General features: G+C 26.3%; 16 protein-coding genes and 2 pseudogenes. 5 read left to right on the forward strand and 13 right to left on the reverse strand.

The genetic code is table 11. From position 1 onward, the window contains the following. Positions 1 to 1260 (forward strand): O-antigen ligase family protein (locus H9660_RS13360; RefSeq protein ID WP_207729484.1); only part of this gene is annotated, 1260 nt, incomplete at its 5' end. A gap of 19 nt (positions 1261 to 1279) precedes the next feature. Here H9660_RS13360 and H9660_RS13365 read toward each other — a convergent pair. The 6 genes from H9660_RS13365 to H9660_RS13390 all read right to left on the reverse strand — a co-directional run bounded on the left by H9660_RS13365 (position 1280) and on the right by H9660_RS13390 (position 8720). After that, positions 1280 to 2368 (reverse strand): Gfo/Idh/MocA family protein, encoded by a 1089-nt coding sequence (locus H9660_RS13365; protein WP_191750882.1) that lies wholly within the window; start codon positions 2366 to 2368, stop codon positions 1280 to 1282. Between the two features lie 18 nt (positions 2369 to 2386). Further along, a complete protein-coding gene (locus tag H9660_RS13370) occupies positions 2387 to 2992 on the reverse strand; it encodes a sugar transferase (protein ID WP_191750883.1) in 606 nt (201 codons plus the stop codon). A gap of 30 nt (positions 2993 to 3022) precedes the next feature. Continuing rightward, entirely contained in the window at positions 3023 to 4876 is a 1854-nt protein-coding gene (locus H9660_RS13375; protein WP_191750884.1) for a polysaccharide biosynthesis protein, read from the reverse strand. Between the two features lie 100 nt (positions 4877 to 4976). Beyond that, complete coding sequence (locus H9660_RS13380; RefSeq protein ID WP_191750885.1) at positions 4977 to 6401, reverse strand: lipopolysaccharide biosynthesis protein; 1425 nt, start codon at positions 6399 to 6401, stop codon at positions 4977 to 4979. Further along, positions 6391 to 7572, reverse strand: coding sequence for a glycosyltransferase (locus H9660_RS13385; protein WP_191750886.1), 1182 nt, complete (start codon positions 7570 to 7572; stop codon positions 6391 to 6393). The genes H9660_RS13380 and H9660_RS13385 overlap by 11 nt, the downstream gene beginning before the upstream one ends. Positions 7573 to 7577: 5 nt before the next feature. Continuing rightward, positions 7578 to 8720: a glycosyltransferase gene (locus H9660_RS13390; RefSeq protein ID WP_191750887.1), complete on the reverse strand. Its 1143-nt coding sequence runs from the start codon at positions 8718 to 8720 to the stop codon at positions 7578 to 7580. A gap of 161 nt (positions 8721 to 8881) precedes the next feature. Here H9660_RS13390 and H9660_RS13395 point away from each other — a divergent pair, with 161 nt between their 5' ends. Together H9660_RS13395 and H9660_RS13400 are read left to right on the forward strand one after the other, a co-directional pair. After that, positions 8882 to 9691 carry a polysaccharide deacetylase family protein gene (locus tag H9660_RS13395; RefSeq protein ID WP_191750888.1) on the forward strand — a complete coding sequence of 270 codons (810 nt, stop codon included), beginning with the start codon at positions 8882 to 8884 and terminating at the stop codon, positions 9689 to 9691. Further along, positions 9672 to 10661 (forward strand): hypothetical protein, encoded by a 990-nt coding sequence (locus tag H9660_RS13400; protein WP_191750889.1) that lies wholly within the window; start codon positions 9672 to 9674, stop codon positions 10659 to 10661. The genes H9660_RS13395 and H9660_RS13400 overlap by 20 nt, the downstream gene beginning before the upstream one ends. Positions 10662 to 10775: 114 nt before the next feature. On the opposite strand, the gene H9660_RS13405 is transcribed toward H9660_RS13400, so the two are convergent. Then, positions 10776 to 12665, reverse strand: a complete 1890-nt coding sequence (locus H9660_RS13405) for a cell wall-binding repeat-containing protein (RefSeq protein WP_207729485.1) — start codon at positions 12663 to 12665, stop codon at positions 10776 to 10778. A 156-nt stretch (positions 12666 to 12821) separates the two neighbouring features. On the opposite strand from H9660_RS13405, the gene H9660_RS13410 reads away from it, so the two are divergent. Continuing rightward, a complete protein-coding gene (locus H9660_RS13410) occupies positions 12822 to 14378 on the forward strand; it encodes a cell wall-binding repeat-containing protein (RefSeq protein ID WP_191750890.1) in 1557 nt (518 codons plus the stop codon). Positions 14379 to 14455: 77 nt separating this feature from the next. Beyond that, complete coding sequence (locus H9660_RS13415; RefSeq protein WP_191750891.1) at positions 14456 to 15454, forward strand: LCP family protein; 999 nt, start codon at positions 14456 to 14458, stop codon at positions 15452 to 15454. A 242-nt stretch (positions 15455 to 15696) separates the two neighbouring features. Here the strand turns inward: H9660_RS13415 and H9660_RS16685 are convergent. The 6 genes and pseudogenes from H9660_RS16685 to H9660_RS16215 form a co-directional block, all read right to left on the reverse strand. Beyond that, positions 15697 to 16259 (reverse strand): annotated as a pseudogene (locus H9660_RS16685) (IS66 family transposase). A gap of 20 nt (positions 16260 to 16279) precedes the next feature. Then, positions 16280 to 16483, reverse strand: a pseudogene (locus tag H9660_RS16690) (IS66 family transposase); the annotation flags it as partial. 201 nt (positions 16484 to 16684) lie between these two features. After that, complete coding sequence (locus H9660_RS16695; protein WP_423739009.1) at positions 16685 to 16852, reverse strand: IS66 family transposase zinc-finger binding domain-containing protein; 168 nt, start codon at positions 16850 to 16852, stop codon at positions 16685 to 16687. A gap of 238 nt (positions 16853 to 17090) precedes the next feature. Then, positions 17091 to 17342: an IS66 family insertion sequence element accessory protein TnpB gene (tnpB, locus tag H9660_RS13435; protein WP_207729486.1), complete on the reverse strand. Its 252-nt coding sequence runs from the start codon at positions 17340 to 17342 to the stop codon at positions 17091 to 17093. A gap of 405 nt (positions 17343 to 17747) precedes the next feature. After that, positions 17748 to 18635 carry a UTP--glucose-1-phosphate uridylyltransferase GalU gene (gene galU / locus H9660_RS13440; protein WP_191750894.1) on the reverse strand — a complete coding sequence of 296 codons (888 nt, stop codon included), beginning with the start codon at positions 18633 to 18635 and terminating at the stop codon, positions 17748 to 17750. Positions 18636 to 18827: 192 nt separating this feature from the next. Then, positions 18828 to 19010: hypothetical protein (locus H9660_RS16215; RefSeq protein ID WP_207729487.1), on the reverse strand; the 183-nt coding region annotated here is incomplete at its 5' end.

Genomic DNA, 19010 nt, shown 5'->3' on the forward strand with positions numbered 1-19010 from the left:
ATATATGATATTTTAAATAAAAAATCATGTATAAAATCTAAACATAAAATCTATTTGATAATTTATATGTTAATTTTTTTAATTAGTATTATAGTTAACATAAAAAATAATCCAGTAGACAATATAAAAACTTTTGTATATACTGGTTTCTTTCTATTTATCTTATATTCTTATGATGCAGATAAAAACTTAAAAACAACACAAAAAGAACTAATTAAATTTAATAATATAGTTATTTACATAAGTTCTATTACTAGTTTTATAGCTATAATTATGTTCATTTTTCTTATTCAATATACATTTAATGATATTACTCAAGGTTTCGTTTATCCAGACTCACCTGCATTATGGGGACTATACTCTAATCCTAATTCTGGAGGAATGATAGCTACTATATCTATAATATTAAGTATAGTTAATATCTCTTTATATAAAATTATAAATGAAACCTCGCATTTTAAAATAAGAAAAAATTATTATATCTTTAATATAGTAATACAATACCTTTACTTAGTTTTATGTAATTCAAGGGGCGCAGTTTTATCTCTATTAGCAGGTATTTTATTCATAATTTTTTATAACCTTTATATTAGATTTAAAAATAAATTTAATATTTTTAAATCAATTGTTTTTTCTATATTAATATCTTTTGTAGTTTTAATTGGAAGTAATATTTTTATTTCAATATCTAAAAATGTATTATCCTATATTCCAGAATATGTTGATAAAATTACTTCAAGTAATACTACTCATAATACTGGAGGGAATATTGAAATAAATTTAGATAGAGAAATACAAGACGGTCATATTTCAACCGGTAGAGCTGAAATATGGTCCTATGGACTTAACACCTTAAAGTTTAATCCACTTTTTGGACATGGTCCTGGAAATATAGGGCTTGCTAAACAGAAACTTTACCCAAATGATACATCAAGATACATAGTAACAAATAATATGCATAATGGATATATACAAATTTTATTATCAAATGGAATATTAGGAATACTATTCTTTGGAATCTTTATTATCTTAATTGCAAAAGATTCATTAATAGCTATATTTAATCCTAATATTAAAATTGATAATATTCGAAGAAAAACAATCATCCTAGTATTAATGCCTATATTATCTATTGCCGTAAACGGAGTATTTGAAAATGTAATTTTACTTACTCAAAGTTATATTACTACTATACTTTGGACATACATTGGATATCTGGGTTTATATCTTACCAAATTAGATTCAAAAAAAGTCAAGTGACAATTCACTTGACTTTTTTCTAATTATTTTTCATATCTGAACTTGAAAAGTTACTAAATGGAAAACTTACAGGCATTCCTGTTTTTCTAGACTTATATGCAGCTAAAATTATAGATAAAGGAACTATTGCATCCTCACCACTTATATAAGGCTTTCTATCTTCATTTATAGATTCTATTACATCCTTAAATAAAGGTGTATGTCCTTTTCCATAAACGCTATCTATTTGAACTTGTAAATCTTTTTTAATCTCTTCTTCATCCTCATTTTCAAATCTCCAAGTCTTAAGTTCATTTACAGCAAGACCACCAATTACTACAGTTCCTTCTGTACCAAATACACTTAAAGTTTCCTCTAAATTCTTTGGATAGACTACAGCACTACCTTCAACTATTCCAATAGATCCATTCTTAAATCTAATAACTATAGCTCCAAAATCTTCACCTTCAATTGGATTTCTAAAAGTATCACATTCAGCATAAACTCTTTCTACTTCAGAACCTATCATCCATTGTAATAAATCTATATTATGTATACATTGGTTCATTAATGTACCACCATCTAAATCCCAAGTCCCTCTCCACGGAGCTTGTTTATAGTAATTATCATCTCTTCTCCAAAGAATTCTTGCTGTACCATTCATTATTCTGCCAAGCTTGTTAGCTTCAACAGCTTCTCTTAATTTTTGAATTGGTTTATTGAATCTATTTTGATGAGCAACCGAAAGCTTAACATTATTCTTCTTTGCAACTTCAATCATTTCATTCGCATCATCTATTGACATTGCCATAGGTTTTTCAACTATTACATGTTTTCCTTTATTCATGCAATAAATTGCAATTTCTGCGTGATATCCACTTTCAGTAGCAATAGTCACTACATCTATTTCTTCTTTCTCAATCATTTCCTTATAATCTTCGTATACTCCAACTTTTAAAGATTCATCATTCATCTTTTCAATATATTCTTTAGCCTTAACTTCTGCAAGTTCTAACTTAACATCACATGTTGCAGTTAAATTAGCAAATTCCCTATTTTCATATAACCCTTCAACATGTTTATATGAAATTCTTCCACAGCCAATAATAGCAAAATTTAATTTTTTCATTTAGATACCACCTTACATCTATATGCATTTTATTATAGTTTTAATAATTAAATATATATCAAAAAATACATTGTTCTTTTCTATATATTCAAGATTTAACTTTAACTTATCTTTCATTATAACATTTATATAATATTCTTCTGGATTATCTACCTTTCCAAGTATATCATTTTCATCCTTATATCTTAAAGAAGCTATATCAGTTATTCCTGGTCTAACATCTAAAACCTTTCTTTGTTCTTCATTATATAAAGAAACATACTTTGGAACCTCAGGTCTAGGACCAACTAAACTCATATCCCCTTTTAACACATTAAACAATTGAGGTAATTCATCTATTTTAAATTTTCTTAAAAAAGATCCTACCCTAGTTATTCTATTATCTTTTCCTACAGTTATTTGTTTTCCAAGTTTTTCGGCATCAGTTACCATAGTTCTAAACTTATATATATTAAACTCTTTTCCATATTGACCTACTCTTTTTTGTAAGAATAATATACTTCCTTTAGAATCAACTTTTATAGCAATGCTCACAATTATGAAAATTGGTGATAATATAATTATTCCAATTAAGGATACTATAAAATCAAAAACTCTCTTTATTATTTTGTTTAGCTTATTCATTTTTATCCTCTACCTCTATAATAAATCTTATTATTCTGTTATAGCTACCTCATTTACTTCTGATGGTTCTCTATAAGTTGGAACTATTTGTTTCATCATTTCTTTTATTTTCTTATCATCATTTTCCTTTAATAATTCTTTTAAATCATCTAATTTTTTATTTAATTTATCAATACTTTCAAAAGTTGGTTTACCTATATATATTTTATTATGCTCTGTACTTTGTAACCCTTCTTCACTCATAAGAAGTTCCTCATACAATTTTTCTCCTGGTCTTAACCCCGTAATTTTAATTTTTATATCTCTGTTTGGCTCAAGTCCTGAAAGTTTTATTAAATCTACAGCTAAGTCATATATTTTAACAGGCTTACCCATATCTAATACAAATACTTCTCCACCTTTAGCAAAACATCCTGCTTGAAGAACTAACTGTGCTGCTTCAGGAATAAGCATAAAGTATCTAGTAATATTTTTATGAGTTACAGTTACAGGTCCACCACTTTCTATTTGCTTTTTAAATAATGGTATAACAGATCCATTACTACCTAATACATTTCCAAATCTAACTGCTACAAATTCAGTTTTACTAATTGTATTATAAGATTGAATAATCATCTCACATAATCTTTTAGTAGCCCCCATTATATTAGTTGGATTTACAGCCTTATCAGTAGATATTAAAACTAATCTTTCTATGCTATGCTCATGAGCTGTTTGAACTAAATTTAAAGTACCAAAAACATTATTCTTAATAGCTTCTTTAGGACTGTCTTCCATCAATGGAACATGTTTATGAGCAGCTGCATGGAATACGACTTCTACATTATATTTATTGAATATTTCATCTAATCTCTCTTTGTCTCTTATTGAGCCAATTAACACATCCATATTTATTCCAGGATATCTATCCTTTAATTCATTTTGGATATCATAAACTGTATTTTCATATATATCAAATAAAATTATTTTTTTAGGCCCAAACTGTATTATTTGTCTACATAATTCTGATCCAATAGATCCACCAGCTCCAGTAACTAAGACGACCTTATTATTTAGATAATTAGAAATCCCATTACTATCTAATACAACTTGATCTCTTCCAAGTAAATCTTCTAACTCAACATCTTTGATTTTACTAACAGTTGCTTCTCCAGATATTATTTCATATATACCTGGTATAATCTTAACCTTACAGTTAGTTTTTTTGCATATTTCTAATATTTCTCTTTTATTTTCATTATCTATAGAAGGTATTGCTAATATAATAGTATCTATTTCTTTTTCTTCTGCTAACCTAACTATATCCCCTCTTCTACCTTCAACCTTTACTCCACTAATTCTTTTACCTTGCTTAAAATCCCTATCATCAATTAATAAAATTGGATTTAACTTCAAATTTCTTCTTGAAAGCATTTCATTAATAATCATAGTTCCTGCAGATCCTGCACCTATAATCATTACTCTTTGTTGATCACTTGCATATTTATATGGCATATACAATAACGCTCTTCTATATACTCTATAAATTATCCTATAGCCTATAGTAAAAATACAAGCTAGCAATGTTCCTATTACAGAAACATTTAAAGGTATTGTGGCTCCTAAATTTCTAGTGTAAATAATAACTATTGCTCCTGCTAAAATGCCTCCACCTACACCTAAAAGAAACTCATCAGTTCCAGTTAAATGCCAAAGTGAACTATACATCTTAAATAATGTAAAGCATATAATATATGCAATAGTTACAAATATCATATCATTTTGATATATAGTTGCATATTCAGTAAATCTTTCAAAGGCTGTTATATTTATAGCAAGTAAATAAGCCATGTTTACTAAAAATATATCAATAACAACAAGTAAAAGAGTTTTTATTCTATTCATAAGTTTCCTCCTAATACTCTTTTTACATACAAATTTATATATTATTATACTACTTCAGCTATTAAATTGTCTATATTGCTTATATTCATATAGATTTATACTATTTATTTTTCTTTGTTTTTACTAATTTAAATAATTCAATAATTATATTTTTATAAGCAAATAATATTATAGCTATATTTATTATAGTAAGAATCAATATTGTTAAATTAAATTTATACATACTAGAATAAGTAGCTAAAATATATACAAATACTACACATACCCCAAACTTAAAAAATTTAAAATTAATTTTATAGAATTTATTTGCATAATATGTTCTAAAAATAAAGAATACAACATATGCTAATCCAGTAGATATAGCTGCTCCAGTTGCTCCAAGACTCGGCACTAAAATTATATTTCCAATGATATTAAATATTGCAGCAAATGCAGCTATATTTATATGATATTTTGTTTTTTTGCTAAAATTAATTCCTAAAACTGTAGTTTCAGATATTGTGTACATAATTGGCATAAGAACTAAGAATGGAAAAATAAATTGAGCACCTTCATATTTTTTTCCTAACAAAATTATTAAAATATCCTTAGTTGCAATAAGACCTACTGAAATTAGTAACATAACTGCAGATACAATTTCATTTATATTTACAAAGAAATCCTTGTCCTCTGGATTAGTTGCATACTTTTCAAAGGCAACTGGAGTCCAAAATGTTGTAAATGCTCCTTGAACAGTATTTAAAAGAGAAATTATATACATTGCCCCAGTATATAAACCTACTTGTGCATAATCATTAGAAAAGCTCTGTATAGATATCCTATCTATTGATTGAAAAACCCAAGTTATCGCCATTGAAAAAATAAATGGTACTCCATAAGTAAACAAGTCCTTAGTTGTAGTATTTAAATAACTATCTCCACTTGAAAACCAATCTTCTCTTTCATATAACACTGCAATAAGAACCATTATTAAATTAGATAATACAGTTGCTAATATCATGGTTATATAATTATCTTTAAATATATAAAAAAATAAAAACATTAAAGCTAAATAAGACAGCTTGTTACTTACTCCAAGCATTGAATATGCTTTTCCCTTTTGCTTCATTCTAACATGAATTAAAGCGAAATTTCCCATTATACTTGCAGTACTATGAATTAATAATAAAACTACAACTAAAAATGATGTTTCGCTAAGTATTAAATTAGATACTTTCTTATAAAAAATTAATAAAACTAATCCTAAAGATATATTAGTTATAATAGGTATTTTTATACTTCTTCTTAATAATCTTCCTCTATTTTCTTCCTTTTCATTATTATAATATCTTATATATGCCTGATCTATCCCCATAGTTAAAACTAATACTATAAGACTTGTATAAGTTATAAACATAGATGCTTTACCATTTTGTGTAGGATCTATCATTCTTGAAACTATAGGTACTGAAAATATACCTAGAACAAATACTATTGCATTTCCTAATGCAAATTCTATAAACTTTTTAAATAAATTATTTTTCATTAAGCTCTCCATCCCTGTTTAAAACTAAATTATATATATCTATGATTTTTTCTGAGACTATCCTCTTTGAAAATCTATCTTCTACATATTCTCTTAAATATTCTCCTTTGAATTTATTAATATTCTTAATAACATCAATCATAGCTTTTTCAAGTTCTTTTAAATCACCTACTGGAATCATATAACCTATTTCTTCGTTAAAGAAATCTTCAGGTCCACCACATTTAGTAGTAATTATAGGTAACCCACAAGCTAAGGCTTCAATATATGCAATTCCAAATGTTTCATATTTACTTGGAAGAACAAAAGCATTTGCTTTATTAATGTAGCTATTAAGCTTTTCTCTAGATACAGCACCTACAAATTCTATCTTATCTATAACATTAAGATTTTTAGCTATTTCTATTAAATTAGACTTTTCCGAACCATCTCCAACTACTATTAATTTAGAATCTTTATAAACCTTTAAAACTTCACTAAAAGCCTTTATAGTCAAATCAACATTTTTATTATCCTTTAAATGACATATAGATATAAAAGTAAACTCTTTTCTTTTTTTATTCGAAGAAACTATTGAAAATCTATTAATATCAACTATATTAGGTATTACATAAACTTCATTATTAGTGTAATTCTTTATTGAATTTTTTAATGCTCCACCTACACTTACTATCTTATTGGCATTCTCATATACTTCTTTTAAAATAGGTATATCATGAGTTCTTAATTCCCCCTGTAAAACTGAAGAAGAATGTTCAGTTATTATAAAAGGAATACCATACTTTCTTTTAATTTCCTTTGCTACTAATCCACCATATAATGCAGAATGTACATGAATTATATCTGGAATACCTTCTTTTTTAATATACTCTTTAAATAAACTTAAAGATTGCTTTACCCAAAAATTTATTCCAAGCATCCCTCTCATGGTAAATATATTCCATCCATGTAATCTATAGGTTATTAATCCATCTTCATCATAACTACTTATTTGAAAATGATTTTCTCTAAGCATGTTGTAACTCATTCCAGAAACTCTTCTAGTCTCTGAAAATATCACACCAACTTTATTTCCAGCTTCTTTTACAGCCAAAGACTGCTCTTTATAAAAAATACTACTTAAAGGAAATTCCTTTGTAGGATATGCCGAAGGTATAACTAAAATATGCATTAATATCACTCCTTATTTTCTAATAATCTACCATATATATCAATATACTTATCACCAATAGAAGTCCATCTAAACTCATCTATTACTTTTATTGCATTTTTAGAAATACTATCATAGTTATCTATAATTTTATTTACAGCCTCATTAATAGAGGTTCCTCTTTCAACACCATATCCAATATAACCTTCTTTAAAGTATCCATATACCCCTTGATCTTTAGTATATATTACAGGTAATCCTCTACTTAAGGCTTCTATATACGATAATCCAAAAGTTTCAAAAGACGAATTCATAACAAATATATCATTATCATCTAAAATTTCCTTTAATTTATCTTTATCATTAATCCTTCCAAGTATCCTTATTTTACTCTTATTTTTTATCTTTTCAAATATAGACTTTATTTGATTTAAATATTCACCATCTCCAACAATAGTATAAGTTACATCCATTCCATTATTATTCATATTTTCTACATCATTAATTACCTTGTGAATATTCTTATTTTTAGTTATTTCTCCTATGTATACAAGCTTTATCTTATTACTATTTAAAACCTTACTTTTATTTACTCTATTTTCTATCCAATACTGATTAAGTCCATTAGGGACTACTAAAGACTTCTTTCTTATCTCTTCTCTATAATTTACAGGAACATATTTATCAATTGTATTTTTTAAATATGCAGGAGATATAAAAATAACCTTTTCTGCATTTTTAAGTATTTCAACGCCTAATTTTCTTAAATTAATAAAATACTTAAAAAATACATTAACATCACTATTTCTAACAGCTACTATATATGGTAAGTTGTACTCTTTTTTTAACTGATATGCCATATATCCATTTGTAAATAGAGTATGGGCATGAACTATATTAAAGTCCATGACATTAATATTAGAAATTAACTCCTTATAGTTTTTATTTGCCTTTCTCTTAAAAAAGAATCTATCTAAATTATTACTAGTTTCCTTTATTAAAAACTCACAATTATCAATCTCTTTAATTTCTCCAATATCCACATTATTTTTTATTGGAATATATACACTTTGCTTTAAAAGCTTACTGCTTAAATCTATAAATAAATTTTCATATAACTTTGATCCATAATAATAAGAACATAAATGTAATACTTTTATATTATTCACCCTTATTCCTCCAAATTTAAATATATTAATTATAATATTAACATATTTAAAGAAAAAATATATAAAAGATTTATTAAAAATATATTATCTAAGCAATATTCAGATTATGTGATATAATTCTATATGTATAATAAAATTTAATTAAATAGAGGAGCGTTTGTATGAAGATTATATTATCACATGATGTAGATAACTTGACTACTAAAGAGCATAGTAAAGATTTGATAGTTATTAAAATGATTATAAGAGGATTTATTGAATTCTTTTTATTTAGAATAAATTTTTCCACCCTTTTTTCAAGATTAAAATTAATATTAAGTAACAACTTAACTAATATAAAAGAATTAGTTGAATTAGATAAAAAATATAATACTAAAGCCACTTACTTTTTTGCAACTTCTAATGACAACACTTTAGCATATAAAGCTGAAGCTGCAAAACCTCATGTTAAATATATATTAGATAATAATTTAAATGTAGGAATTCATGGAATAGCCTTTGATAATCTTAGTAAAATGAAAAGCGAATATGATAAATTTATTACAATACATCAAACTAAAAATATAGGAATAAGAATGCATTATTTAAGAAAAAATAATGATACTTTTTCATATATGAAAGAAATTGGATATTTCTTTGATACTACTGAATATTCATTAGATCTTAAACAACCTTACATAACTGAAGAAGGGTTAATAGAAATTCCTTTTCATATAATGGATAGTTATTTATTTCAAGAAAAAGGACTACAAAAATATAACTCAAAATATGCAATTGAATACACTAAGAATATAATTGATAAAAATAAAGATAAAGATATAATTTTAAATATAAACTTTCATCAAGAATACTTTTCTGATGGATGGAAAGATTGGAAAGATTGGTATACATGGATAGTTCAATATTGTCATAAAGAAAATATTGAGTTTATTAGTTATCAGGAGGTAGTAAATGAACTGTCAAATAAATAAGTTAGACTTAACTAATCAAGAATTATTAAATAAATGGGATGAATTTGTTGATAAATCCCCTGAAGGTACCTTTTATCATAAAAGTTATTGGCTATTAAATAATATAGGATCAAATTTTAAATCTGCTCAAAACTATGAGTTTTATTATTTAACTGATAAAAATAATAATTGGATTGCTGCTTTTTATATTCCTACATCTAAGAAGTTTGGTAAGAATTTTATAGTAATGCCTCATATGACGCCTTTTGGCGGAGTTATGATATCTCCAGATATTCATAAATTAACTATAAGTAAAAAGATAGGAAATATAAAAGAAATTAATGAAATCTTTATATCAAAATTAAAAGAAAAAAAGCTACTTTACTATAGCTTTTCCCCTGAACATACTGATATGCAACCATTTATTTGGAATAAATATATAACCTCTGTAAGATATACCTATAGAGTAAACTTAACTGATGAAAAAGTTTTATGGAGCAATTTACAAGAAAAAACCAGTGTTAATAAAGGTAATAAAAGCAACTGTAAAATCAAATGGGGCTTTAATGAATACATAGAAACTTATTTTGAACTAAATGACAAAAGCTTTAATAGTCAAAGTGTAAGTAATTTCGATAATGAATTAACTAAAAAGATTTTAACTGAACTAAACAAAAATAACAACTGTGTGATAGGGCTAGTTTTTGATGAAAATGATACTCCTATTGGAGGATGTGTTTTAGCTTATGATACAAAAAGAGCATACTACATAATGGGTGGTATAGATAGAAGTAATAACTTTGGAATGTCATATTTATTATGGGAATCAATGCTATATACCAAAAACACTTTAAATTTAAATACATTTGACTTTGAAGGTTCTATGATTCAATCTATAGAAAGATACTTCAGAAAATTCGGTGGCGATCTAACCCCTTACTACTCATTAAATAATATTTTACTTGTTTTAAAAAATGCAATAAAAAAATAAGTATTTCAAAAAGAAATACTTATTTTTTATTTTTCAAAACTACGTCAGTAGTTTTCACCTTAATTTTACATTCTTCATTATTAATTATTAATTATTAATTATTAATTATCTAAACTATCTTATATAAGAAATTCCTAATCCTTTTAAAACACTATCTGGTATAACTACTTGTCCACCAAGAATATATAGATTTCCAATAGAAGTTTTTACTGATGATAAAGTATCTCTTATACTTTCTTCTGAATAATTTGTATTTGATAATAAAACAAAATTATTATCTTTTCCTGCTAAAGCTGATATTGATAATGCATCTGGAAAATCTCTTCCTGAAGCAATATAAAGATTATTTAATCCAATATCACTTTTAAATCTATTAAATATATTTCTATTTGTTTCATATCTATTGGCTCCGCCAAGTCTTTCAACATTCTTAAGACTATTTGCAACATTTGAAGAAACAGCTACTTCTGATCCAATAACATAAGTTTTATTTATGTTTACTGAATTAACGTAATTTGAAACCACTGATGGAAGACTTCTACTATCTGTTAATAAAATTGGCATATTTCTTATAGCTGCAATTGAAGATATTGATAACCCATCAGCAAAATCTAAACCATTTGCAATAGCTACTTCTCCAGTTGTACTTCCAACTAACTGTGCTATTTTTACAGAAGTTTCATATCTATCACTACCACCAACTCTAGTTACATTTATTCCAGCTGCTCTAATTCCTGATTCTACTTCTGAAGAAACTGCTGTAGTTCCACCTATTATAAACACCTTAGAAACTCCTTTAGCTTTTAACGAAGCCAATAAATTTGGTTGGTTGCTTAAAGATGTATTATCTACTAAAAGTATTGGTGCATCATATTTTGAAGCTAATGGTGCTGCACATAATGCATCTGGATAATCAACTCCTGATGCTAAAATTGCATATTCACTACTATTCCATCCTCTGTTTAAAATTTCATAAGAAGTTTCGTATCTGTTATTTCCATAAATTCTATTTCCCTCTAATATTCCATTAGAACCTAAATCTATATTTTCTCTTAAATAGTTTATTGAACCATCAAAAATTGCATTAGCTAATTTTTCTTGATATGATGCACTTTTCATATTATTAGCTTCATTTACATTAGTTAGAAATCCTATTTCTACTAAACTTGAAGGCATATTAGTTTCTCTAACAACATAAAAACTTTCCCATTTTACTTTTCTATTTAGAGCTCCAGTATAACTAATTAATTTAGCTTGTAATTTATCAGCTAAAGGCTTATCTATACTTTTATAATAATATGTCTCTATACCAGAAGCACTTGTAGCGCCTGCTGAATTTATATGTATGGAAATAAAAATATCTGGATTTAAACTATTAGCTCCTGATGCTCTATCTTGAAGTGATACATAAACATCAGAAGTTCTACTCATAATAACTTTCACTCCAGCTGACTCTAATTTTTCTTTTACCTTAAAAGCTAAATCTAAAACTAAGTTCTTTTCTATTATTCCATTACCACTAGCACCTGGATCATATCCACCATGACCTGGATCTAAATAAACAACATATTGGGACTTAATTCTACTTTTGGGTATATCACTTGAAAAAGTTGCTATAGATTCATAGCCTGCAGAAACATAAACTTCTCTTATGTGATATTTCGAATCTCCTTCTCCTATTATAAAAGTAGTTCCAACACCTGTTGTAATTAGAGTATATCCTTCTACTTCTACAATATTACTATCTTCGCTTGTCCAAGTTATTCCCAACTCCTCTGGAAGCTCTATAGTTTCTCCTTGGTTTAGTATAATTCCATCTTCAAATATAATATTTTCTTCGCCATATCTGGCTACTATATCTTTTAAAATACTTTCTATTTCTACAGAATTCCCCTCATAACTCTCAGCTTTTACTTCTTTAATATTGAAAGTAAGGGCAATACTAAAAATGAAAGTAAATAAAAGAAATATAAATCCTTTTTTTGTAATTTTTCCTTTTTTCAAACTCCCTCTCCTTTTCTATATTTATTTTATTTACTTATTTATTATATATTATTAAAGTTAACTATTCAATAATATCTAAACTTTGTAATAATTATATAATTTTTCTACTTTTATGATATAATATTCATGTGTAAATTCTTATATAGGAGACAAAATATGAAAAGAAAATTTATTAAAACATTAATTTTATCATTTTTAATTTTTCAATCACTAACTTTTAGTGCTAAAGCACTTAGTGTAGATTATTTAGCAGGAATAGATAGATATGAAACAGCAGCTTTAATAGCTGATAAAATATCATACTCAACAGCTATTCTTGTAAATGGATATTCTTTAGTTGATGGCCTTTCAGCAAGTGGATTAAGTGGCACTTTAAATGCACCAATTTTACTTACAGAAAAAGATTCAATCCCTAATGTGACATTAAATAAAATTCAAAATGCTGATACTGTTTATTTAATTGGTGGAGAGCATGTAATTTCTAAAAATATTGAAACACAGCTTATAAATATGGGAAAAAACATTAAACGTCTTTCAGGATCTGATAGATATATTACTTCTTTTATGGTTGCTGATGAAATAAATAACTTAAAAGGAATTAATGAAATTTATTATGTAAATGGACTAACTGGTGAAGCTGATGCTATGAGTATAGCACCTGTAGCAGCTAAAAATGCTAACCCAATTATTTTAACTAATGGTAAAGAAACTTCTTATAGAAAATCAGTAAAAGCATATTCTATTGGAGGAACTTCGGTTCTTGGTACTTATTTTGATTCATTTTCAGAAAGATTAGGAGGACAAAATAGATTTGAAACTAATAAATTAATTATAGATAAATTCTTCCAAGATAAATCTCACGTTTATCTTAGTAAATCAGAAGAACTAATAGATGCTTTAACTTCATCTGCATTAAAAGAACCTGTTGTATTAGTAGATAACTATTCTAATAAATCAGTAATAGCTTCTACTAAAAGTTTTACAGTACTTGGAAACATAGACCAAACTGCTGTTAACAAAGCAAAAAGTTATGTTTATTCAGATACCGTAGTTTTCTATTCTCAACATCAAGATGATGAAACTCTTTTTGCAGGTAGTGCTATTGTAGATGCAATAAAGTCTGTTGGAAAGGAAAATGTTTATATTGTTCTTATATCAGATGGGGATGAAACTGGAGTATTCGAAGATGAAAGATATCAAAATTTGACTCTTTCACAAAAAGCTACATTAAGAAATAATGAATTTATCGCGGCTACAACTCAACTTGGAGTTCCTAAAGAAAACTTATTATTCTTAAATCTTCCTGAAAAACAAATAGATAAAGAATTAGTTGGAAACACTATATTAAGCTTTGAACAAAAATACAAAAATGTTACCCATGTTACTCATACTTATAAATATGATTCACATCCTCAACATTTAAAAATGGGAGAAATATTATATAATCTGTATAATAAAGGCTTAATAAAAGATTGTAGATTCTTTGCAAAAAAAGAATTTATGCCATCAAACATTAATCAAAAATTATTAATTGAAGGTGTTTCTGACGATGCTGAAGAAAGACAAAAAATACTTAATGCTTGTTATGAGTACAAGCTTGATAATAAAGATATGATTAGAGAAGGAATAGGATATAAATCAGTTCAATCATTATTTGATAATCTAACTTCAGATCCATTAAATACCTCTTACTTACATGAGCCTGGTATTTAATTACTCTTTAAAATATATTAGTAATTGAAAATAATAAATTTAATTGCTAAAATATTTACTTGAAAGGAAGTGTACAAATGTCAGAAAATAATAAGCATAAAGCTACTAGAAAAAGAAAAAAGAAAAAATCTATAGGCTTTAAAATCTTTATAGGCTTCTTATGTGTTCTATTAGCACTAGCAGTTGTAGGTGGAGGATATGTAATAGGTCTTTTAAAAAAAGTCGATAATATAGAATTAAACAAGGAAAACTTAGGTATTGTAGAAGAAGAAATTAAAGAATATGATAATGCAAAAGACATAAAAAATATTGCACTATTTGGAGTAGATGCTACCGACGGACAAACTGGCCGTTCAGATTCAATTATGATTGCAACTTTAGACCCTGTTCATAATAAGCTTAAATTAACCTCTATTATGAGAGATTCTTATGTTTATATAGATGGTTATGGACAAGATAAAATAAATCATGCCTATGCTTATGGTGGGCCAGAACTTGCAATTAAAACAATAAATGAAAACTTTGGTTTAAATATTGAAGAATTTGTAACAGTTAACTTTTCTTCTCTGCCTATAATAATTAATATTTTAGGTGGCGTAGATATAGAAATTACTAATGATGAATTAGAATATATAAACGGATATATAGATGATATAAATAGCAAAGATGGAACATATTCACCACATATTACTTACGCTGGAATGCAACATTTAGATGGAACCCAAGCCCTTGCTTATTCAAGAATAAGATATACTTCTGGTGGAGATTACAAGAGAACAGAAAGACAAAGAACTGTACTTAATGCTCTATTTACTAAATTAACTTCTACTTCAGCAAGTTCATATAACTCATTATTAAATGAAGTTTTACCTTATGTACAAACTAACTTAAATGCAGGAGATATTCTTTCATTAGGAACAAAAGTACTTAGCATAGGAAATAAGTTAGAGCAAGATAGATTCCCTAGAGATGGATATGGCGAAGGTGCTATGATAAATGGAGTTTATTACTTGACATTTGACTTAGAAACTGCAAAGCAACAAATGAGAGATTATATATTTAATGATATACAATAAAAAAATGTAAGTGTCAAAAATTAGGCATATTTTATAAATTTAAAAATGATATTAAAATATCCCAGTAAGCTTTACTGGGATTAATTATTTATTTTCTTTAATTTTAATACTTTGAGGCATCTTATTTGACCAAGTCATAAGATTCTCAATAGCTTCGCTATCGGATAAATCTATCTTTGATAGATTATCAAATAAGATATACTAAATACATTTCTACAACTTAATTGTTAGCTTTGGCAGTTTCAATAATACTGTAAATTAGCACTTGATGTTGTTCCTTTATCAGTATTGGCAAATAAGAAATTTTTACACCCTATTACAAAAAGTTTAATAGCTCGTTCAGCAGCATTTTTATCAACTTCTAGACAAACATCTAGTAATACATTTTTTAATCCTGGTAAATGCTTTTTAGCATATTCAAGTGCTTTACCTAATGGACTCTTGGAAAGGCATTTTTTATTTCTCTTTCAACATATTCAATAAAGTTATCTATAACTGGAGTTAACTTTTTAGCTATCATTTTAAATCTAATTTTATAATAATTATCATCGTTTGAATAGGTTTCTCTAAGCTCTTTTTCGAGCCTATAAATTTGTTCACAATAATTAAACCCTATTATTGCTCTAGAATTTTTTAGGGCTTCTTGATCTAAATCTACTATTATATTATGAAAGTATCTTCTTATGTGAGCTAAACAATATAATCTTGTAGCATTATCAACGGAATTGTAACCAGTATACCCGTCGGTTTGTAAAAATCCTTTAAAATCTCCTAGGAAATTTTTAGGACATGAACTAGATCTGATACTTTGCTAATCATATATAATTACTGGCTTAAAATCGTATTGCTCATATATAGCCACATATATTTTTTAGACTTAGAGTCTTTACCATTATCATTAATTACTTTTAGAGTCGTTTCATCCGCTTGTATGTAATTTCTATTAAGTAATTCTTTTTTCATATGGTTATATATTGGTACTAAAGCATCTGCTGCCGACATAGTCCAGTTACAAAGTGTTTGCCTAGAAAGAGTAGCCCCATCATATCAAAATATTTTTCTTGTATATATATAGGGCATAGCATGTTGATATTTAAGCGTAAGTGTGTGCAATTAATTCATTAGATGCCATGCTATTATAAAAAATAGTTTGAGGCACTCCAGTTCATACTATGTTAGTTTCACAGTTTCTTTTTCGCATGATTTACAAGAGTAACTGTAAATCACATGTTATTCAACTATTAATTTAGCTGGAACATATTTAATTATTTCTTTTTTAGATTTAATACCAATTTCAACAAGCTCTTCACCACATTCTTTGCAGTTAAGTTCTTCGCCTTCTAATTTATGTTCTATAACAACTATTTCTAAAGTTTCAAGATTATATTTTTTACCTATATAATTTTCTTTTTTAGCCTTTTATATGTAATTTCTTCTAAAAGAGGTTCTTCTATTTTAGAATCACTATATTTCTCATGCTAATTAAAAAGAGATAATTGATTAACATCTACTTGTTCACTAGATGCTACAATTATCTTTCTATTTTTATTAGAGATAATTCCCTTCAAAAATTCTATTCCCTTTTTTAGTTAATCTATTTCTTTTTTATGATTATTAATTTCTTCTTCTTTAGAACTTAATTGATCATCTTTTTTATTAATTTATTTTCCATTAATTCACCTTTACTAATTAATTCTTTAGTAGCTTCATCAACGTTGAGAATTTTTATTTTATCCATTTGCTTATTACAAAAAACAAATAAAGCTTTCTCAAATAGATTTAACTTTAAGCTATTTTGAACTATCATCACTAATCCATCAATACTTTTTCTTAAATCCTTATAGCCGCAAGCAATATATACCTTTTCCACTTTGTCTATATTTAACATGATTTAGCCATTTCCTTAATTATTTCTGATAAAATAGCTATTTCATTCACCGGTATAAATATATTGGCTTTCACAATTTCAATTTTTATATTATTATTTTCATTAATTATATTTACAGATTCTTCTTTAACTGATATAGTATGAAAACTTATATCTTCAGGAGTTTCAAATCTTCTTTTATGATAATAAAATTAACTTTTACTCAGATTGTTTTCAATACAGTACTGAGTAACCTTTCCGACCTAAGAAGAAAATTTTTCTATAAATTCTCTCAATAATTTATTTACCAATTCTTTTTGCCATTACAGATATCCTCCTATAAATTAAGTAATATCTGTAATTCTAGCAATTAAAAATTTCTTTATCTAGGCATAAAATTTTTCACGCTTACTTAATTTTTGATACTTAATTCCTTTCTATATATAAACTCCTTAAATATTCTTCAAAAGCTTCTTTTAAATCACTATTTCTTAATGCATATTCGATATTAGCTTCTAAGAATCCTTGTTTATCTCCAACATCATATCTTCTTCCTTCAAAGTTATAAGCATATATAGCTTCTTCCTCTAAAAGTTTTAATAATGCATCTGTTAATTGAATTTCTCCACCTTTGTCTGGTTGAGTTTGTTCTAATATTTCAAATATTCTAGGCGTTATAATATATCTACCTAATATAGCAATATTAGATGGAGCATCTTCAGCACCTGGTTTTTCTACTAAGGATTTAACCTTGTAAACTCTATCTTCTATTTTAATTCCACCAACTATACCATACTTTGATACATTTTCTTCACTGACTTCTTGTACACCTAATACTGAAGTTTTATACTCGTTATAACAATTAATAAGTTGACTTAAACAAGATTCATTATCGTTATAAACTATATCATCACCTAATAAAACTGCAAAAGGTTCATTTCCGACAAAAGTCTTAGCACAACTTATAGCATGTCCTAATCCTCTTGGTTCCTTTTGTCTTATAAAGTGTATATCTACCATATCAGATATTTCCCTAACCATTTCAAGCATTTCTTGTTTTCCGTTGTTTTCAAGCTCTAATTCAAGCTCTACAGATTTATCAAAGTGGTCTTCTATGCATTTTTTATTTCTTCCTGTTATAATTAAAATTTCCTCTATGCCAGACTGAACACATTCTTCTATTATATATTGAATAGTTGGTTTATCAACTATAGGCAACATTTCCTTTGGTTGTGCCTTTGTTGCTGGTAAAAATCTTGTTCCAAGTCCCGCTGCTGGTATTATTGCTTTTCTAATTTTAGGCTTTGTATTCATAAAATAATCCTTTCTTAATAAGCATTAATTTTTTGCTATAAAACTACATTTATTCATATACATAAAATTACTTAATATATATTTATTAATACTTCAATATATTATTTTTACTAGTATAATTATTTCTAACACTTCAAAAATATAAAATGAATATTTCACCTTTAATATTATTATTCATAGTATTTATATCATCTATTTTTTAAATTTCTTTAAAATATCGTATAAATACTCAAATTCTTCTGATTTCTTCTTTGTAATAAAGAAAGAAAAGATACATATAATAAATATAAGTATTATATATATAATTATTTGAATAATTATATTATTAATTTTAGTATTATCTATTGCTATAAAACAAACTATGAATGTCAGAAT

The organism is Clostridium gallinarum (assembly GCF_014836325.1).
Lineage (GTDB): Bacteria > Bacillota > Clostridia > Clostridiales > Clostridiaceae > Clostridium > Clostridium gallinarum.

Bases quoted from the DNA above. Each gene is read 5' to 3' on its own strand.
- H9660_RS13365 (WP_191750882.1), bottom strand. From the start codon at position 2,368: ATGAAAAAATTAAATTTTGCTATTATTGGCTGTGGAAGAATTTCATAT.
- H9660_RS13370 (WP_191750883.1), bottom strand. From the start codon at position 2,992: ATGAATAAGCTAAACAAAATAATAAAGAGAGTTTTTGATTTTATAGTA.
- H9660_RS13375 (WP_191750884.1), bottom strand. From the start codon at position 4,876: ATGAATAGAATAAAAACTCTTTTACTTGTTGTTATTGATATATTTTTA.
- H9660_RS13380 (WP_191750885.1), bottom strand. From the start codon at position 6,401: ATGAAAAATAATTTATTTAAAAAGTTTATAGAATTTGCATTAGGAAAT.
- H9660_RS13385 (WP_191750886.1), bottom strand. From the start codon at position 7,572: ATGCATATTTTAGTTATACCTTCGGCATATCCTACAAAGGAATTTCCT.
- H9660_RS13395 (WP_191750888.1), top strand. From the start codon at position 8,882: ATGAAGATTATATTATCACATGATGTAGATAACTTGACTACTAAAGAG.
- H9660_RS13400 (WP_191750889.1), top strand. From the start codon at position 9,672: ATGAACTGTCAAATAAATAAGTTAGACTTAACTAATCAAGAATTATTA.
- H9660_RS13410 (WP_191750890.1), top strand. From the start codon at position 12,822: ATGAAAAGAAAATTTATTAAAACATTAATTTTATCATTTTTAATTTTT.
- H9660_RS13415 (WP_191750891.1), top strand. From the start codon at position 14,456: ATGTCAGAAAATAATAAGCATAAAGCTACTAGAAAAAGAAAAAAGAAA.
- tnpB (WP_207729486.1), bottom strand. From the start codon at position 17,342: ATGTTAAATATAGACAAAGTGGAAAAGGTATATATTGCTTGCGGCTAT.
- galU (WP_191750894.1), bottom strand. From the start codon at position 18,635: ATGAATACAAAGCCTAAAATTAGAAAAGCAATAATACCAGCAGCGGGA.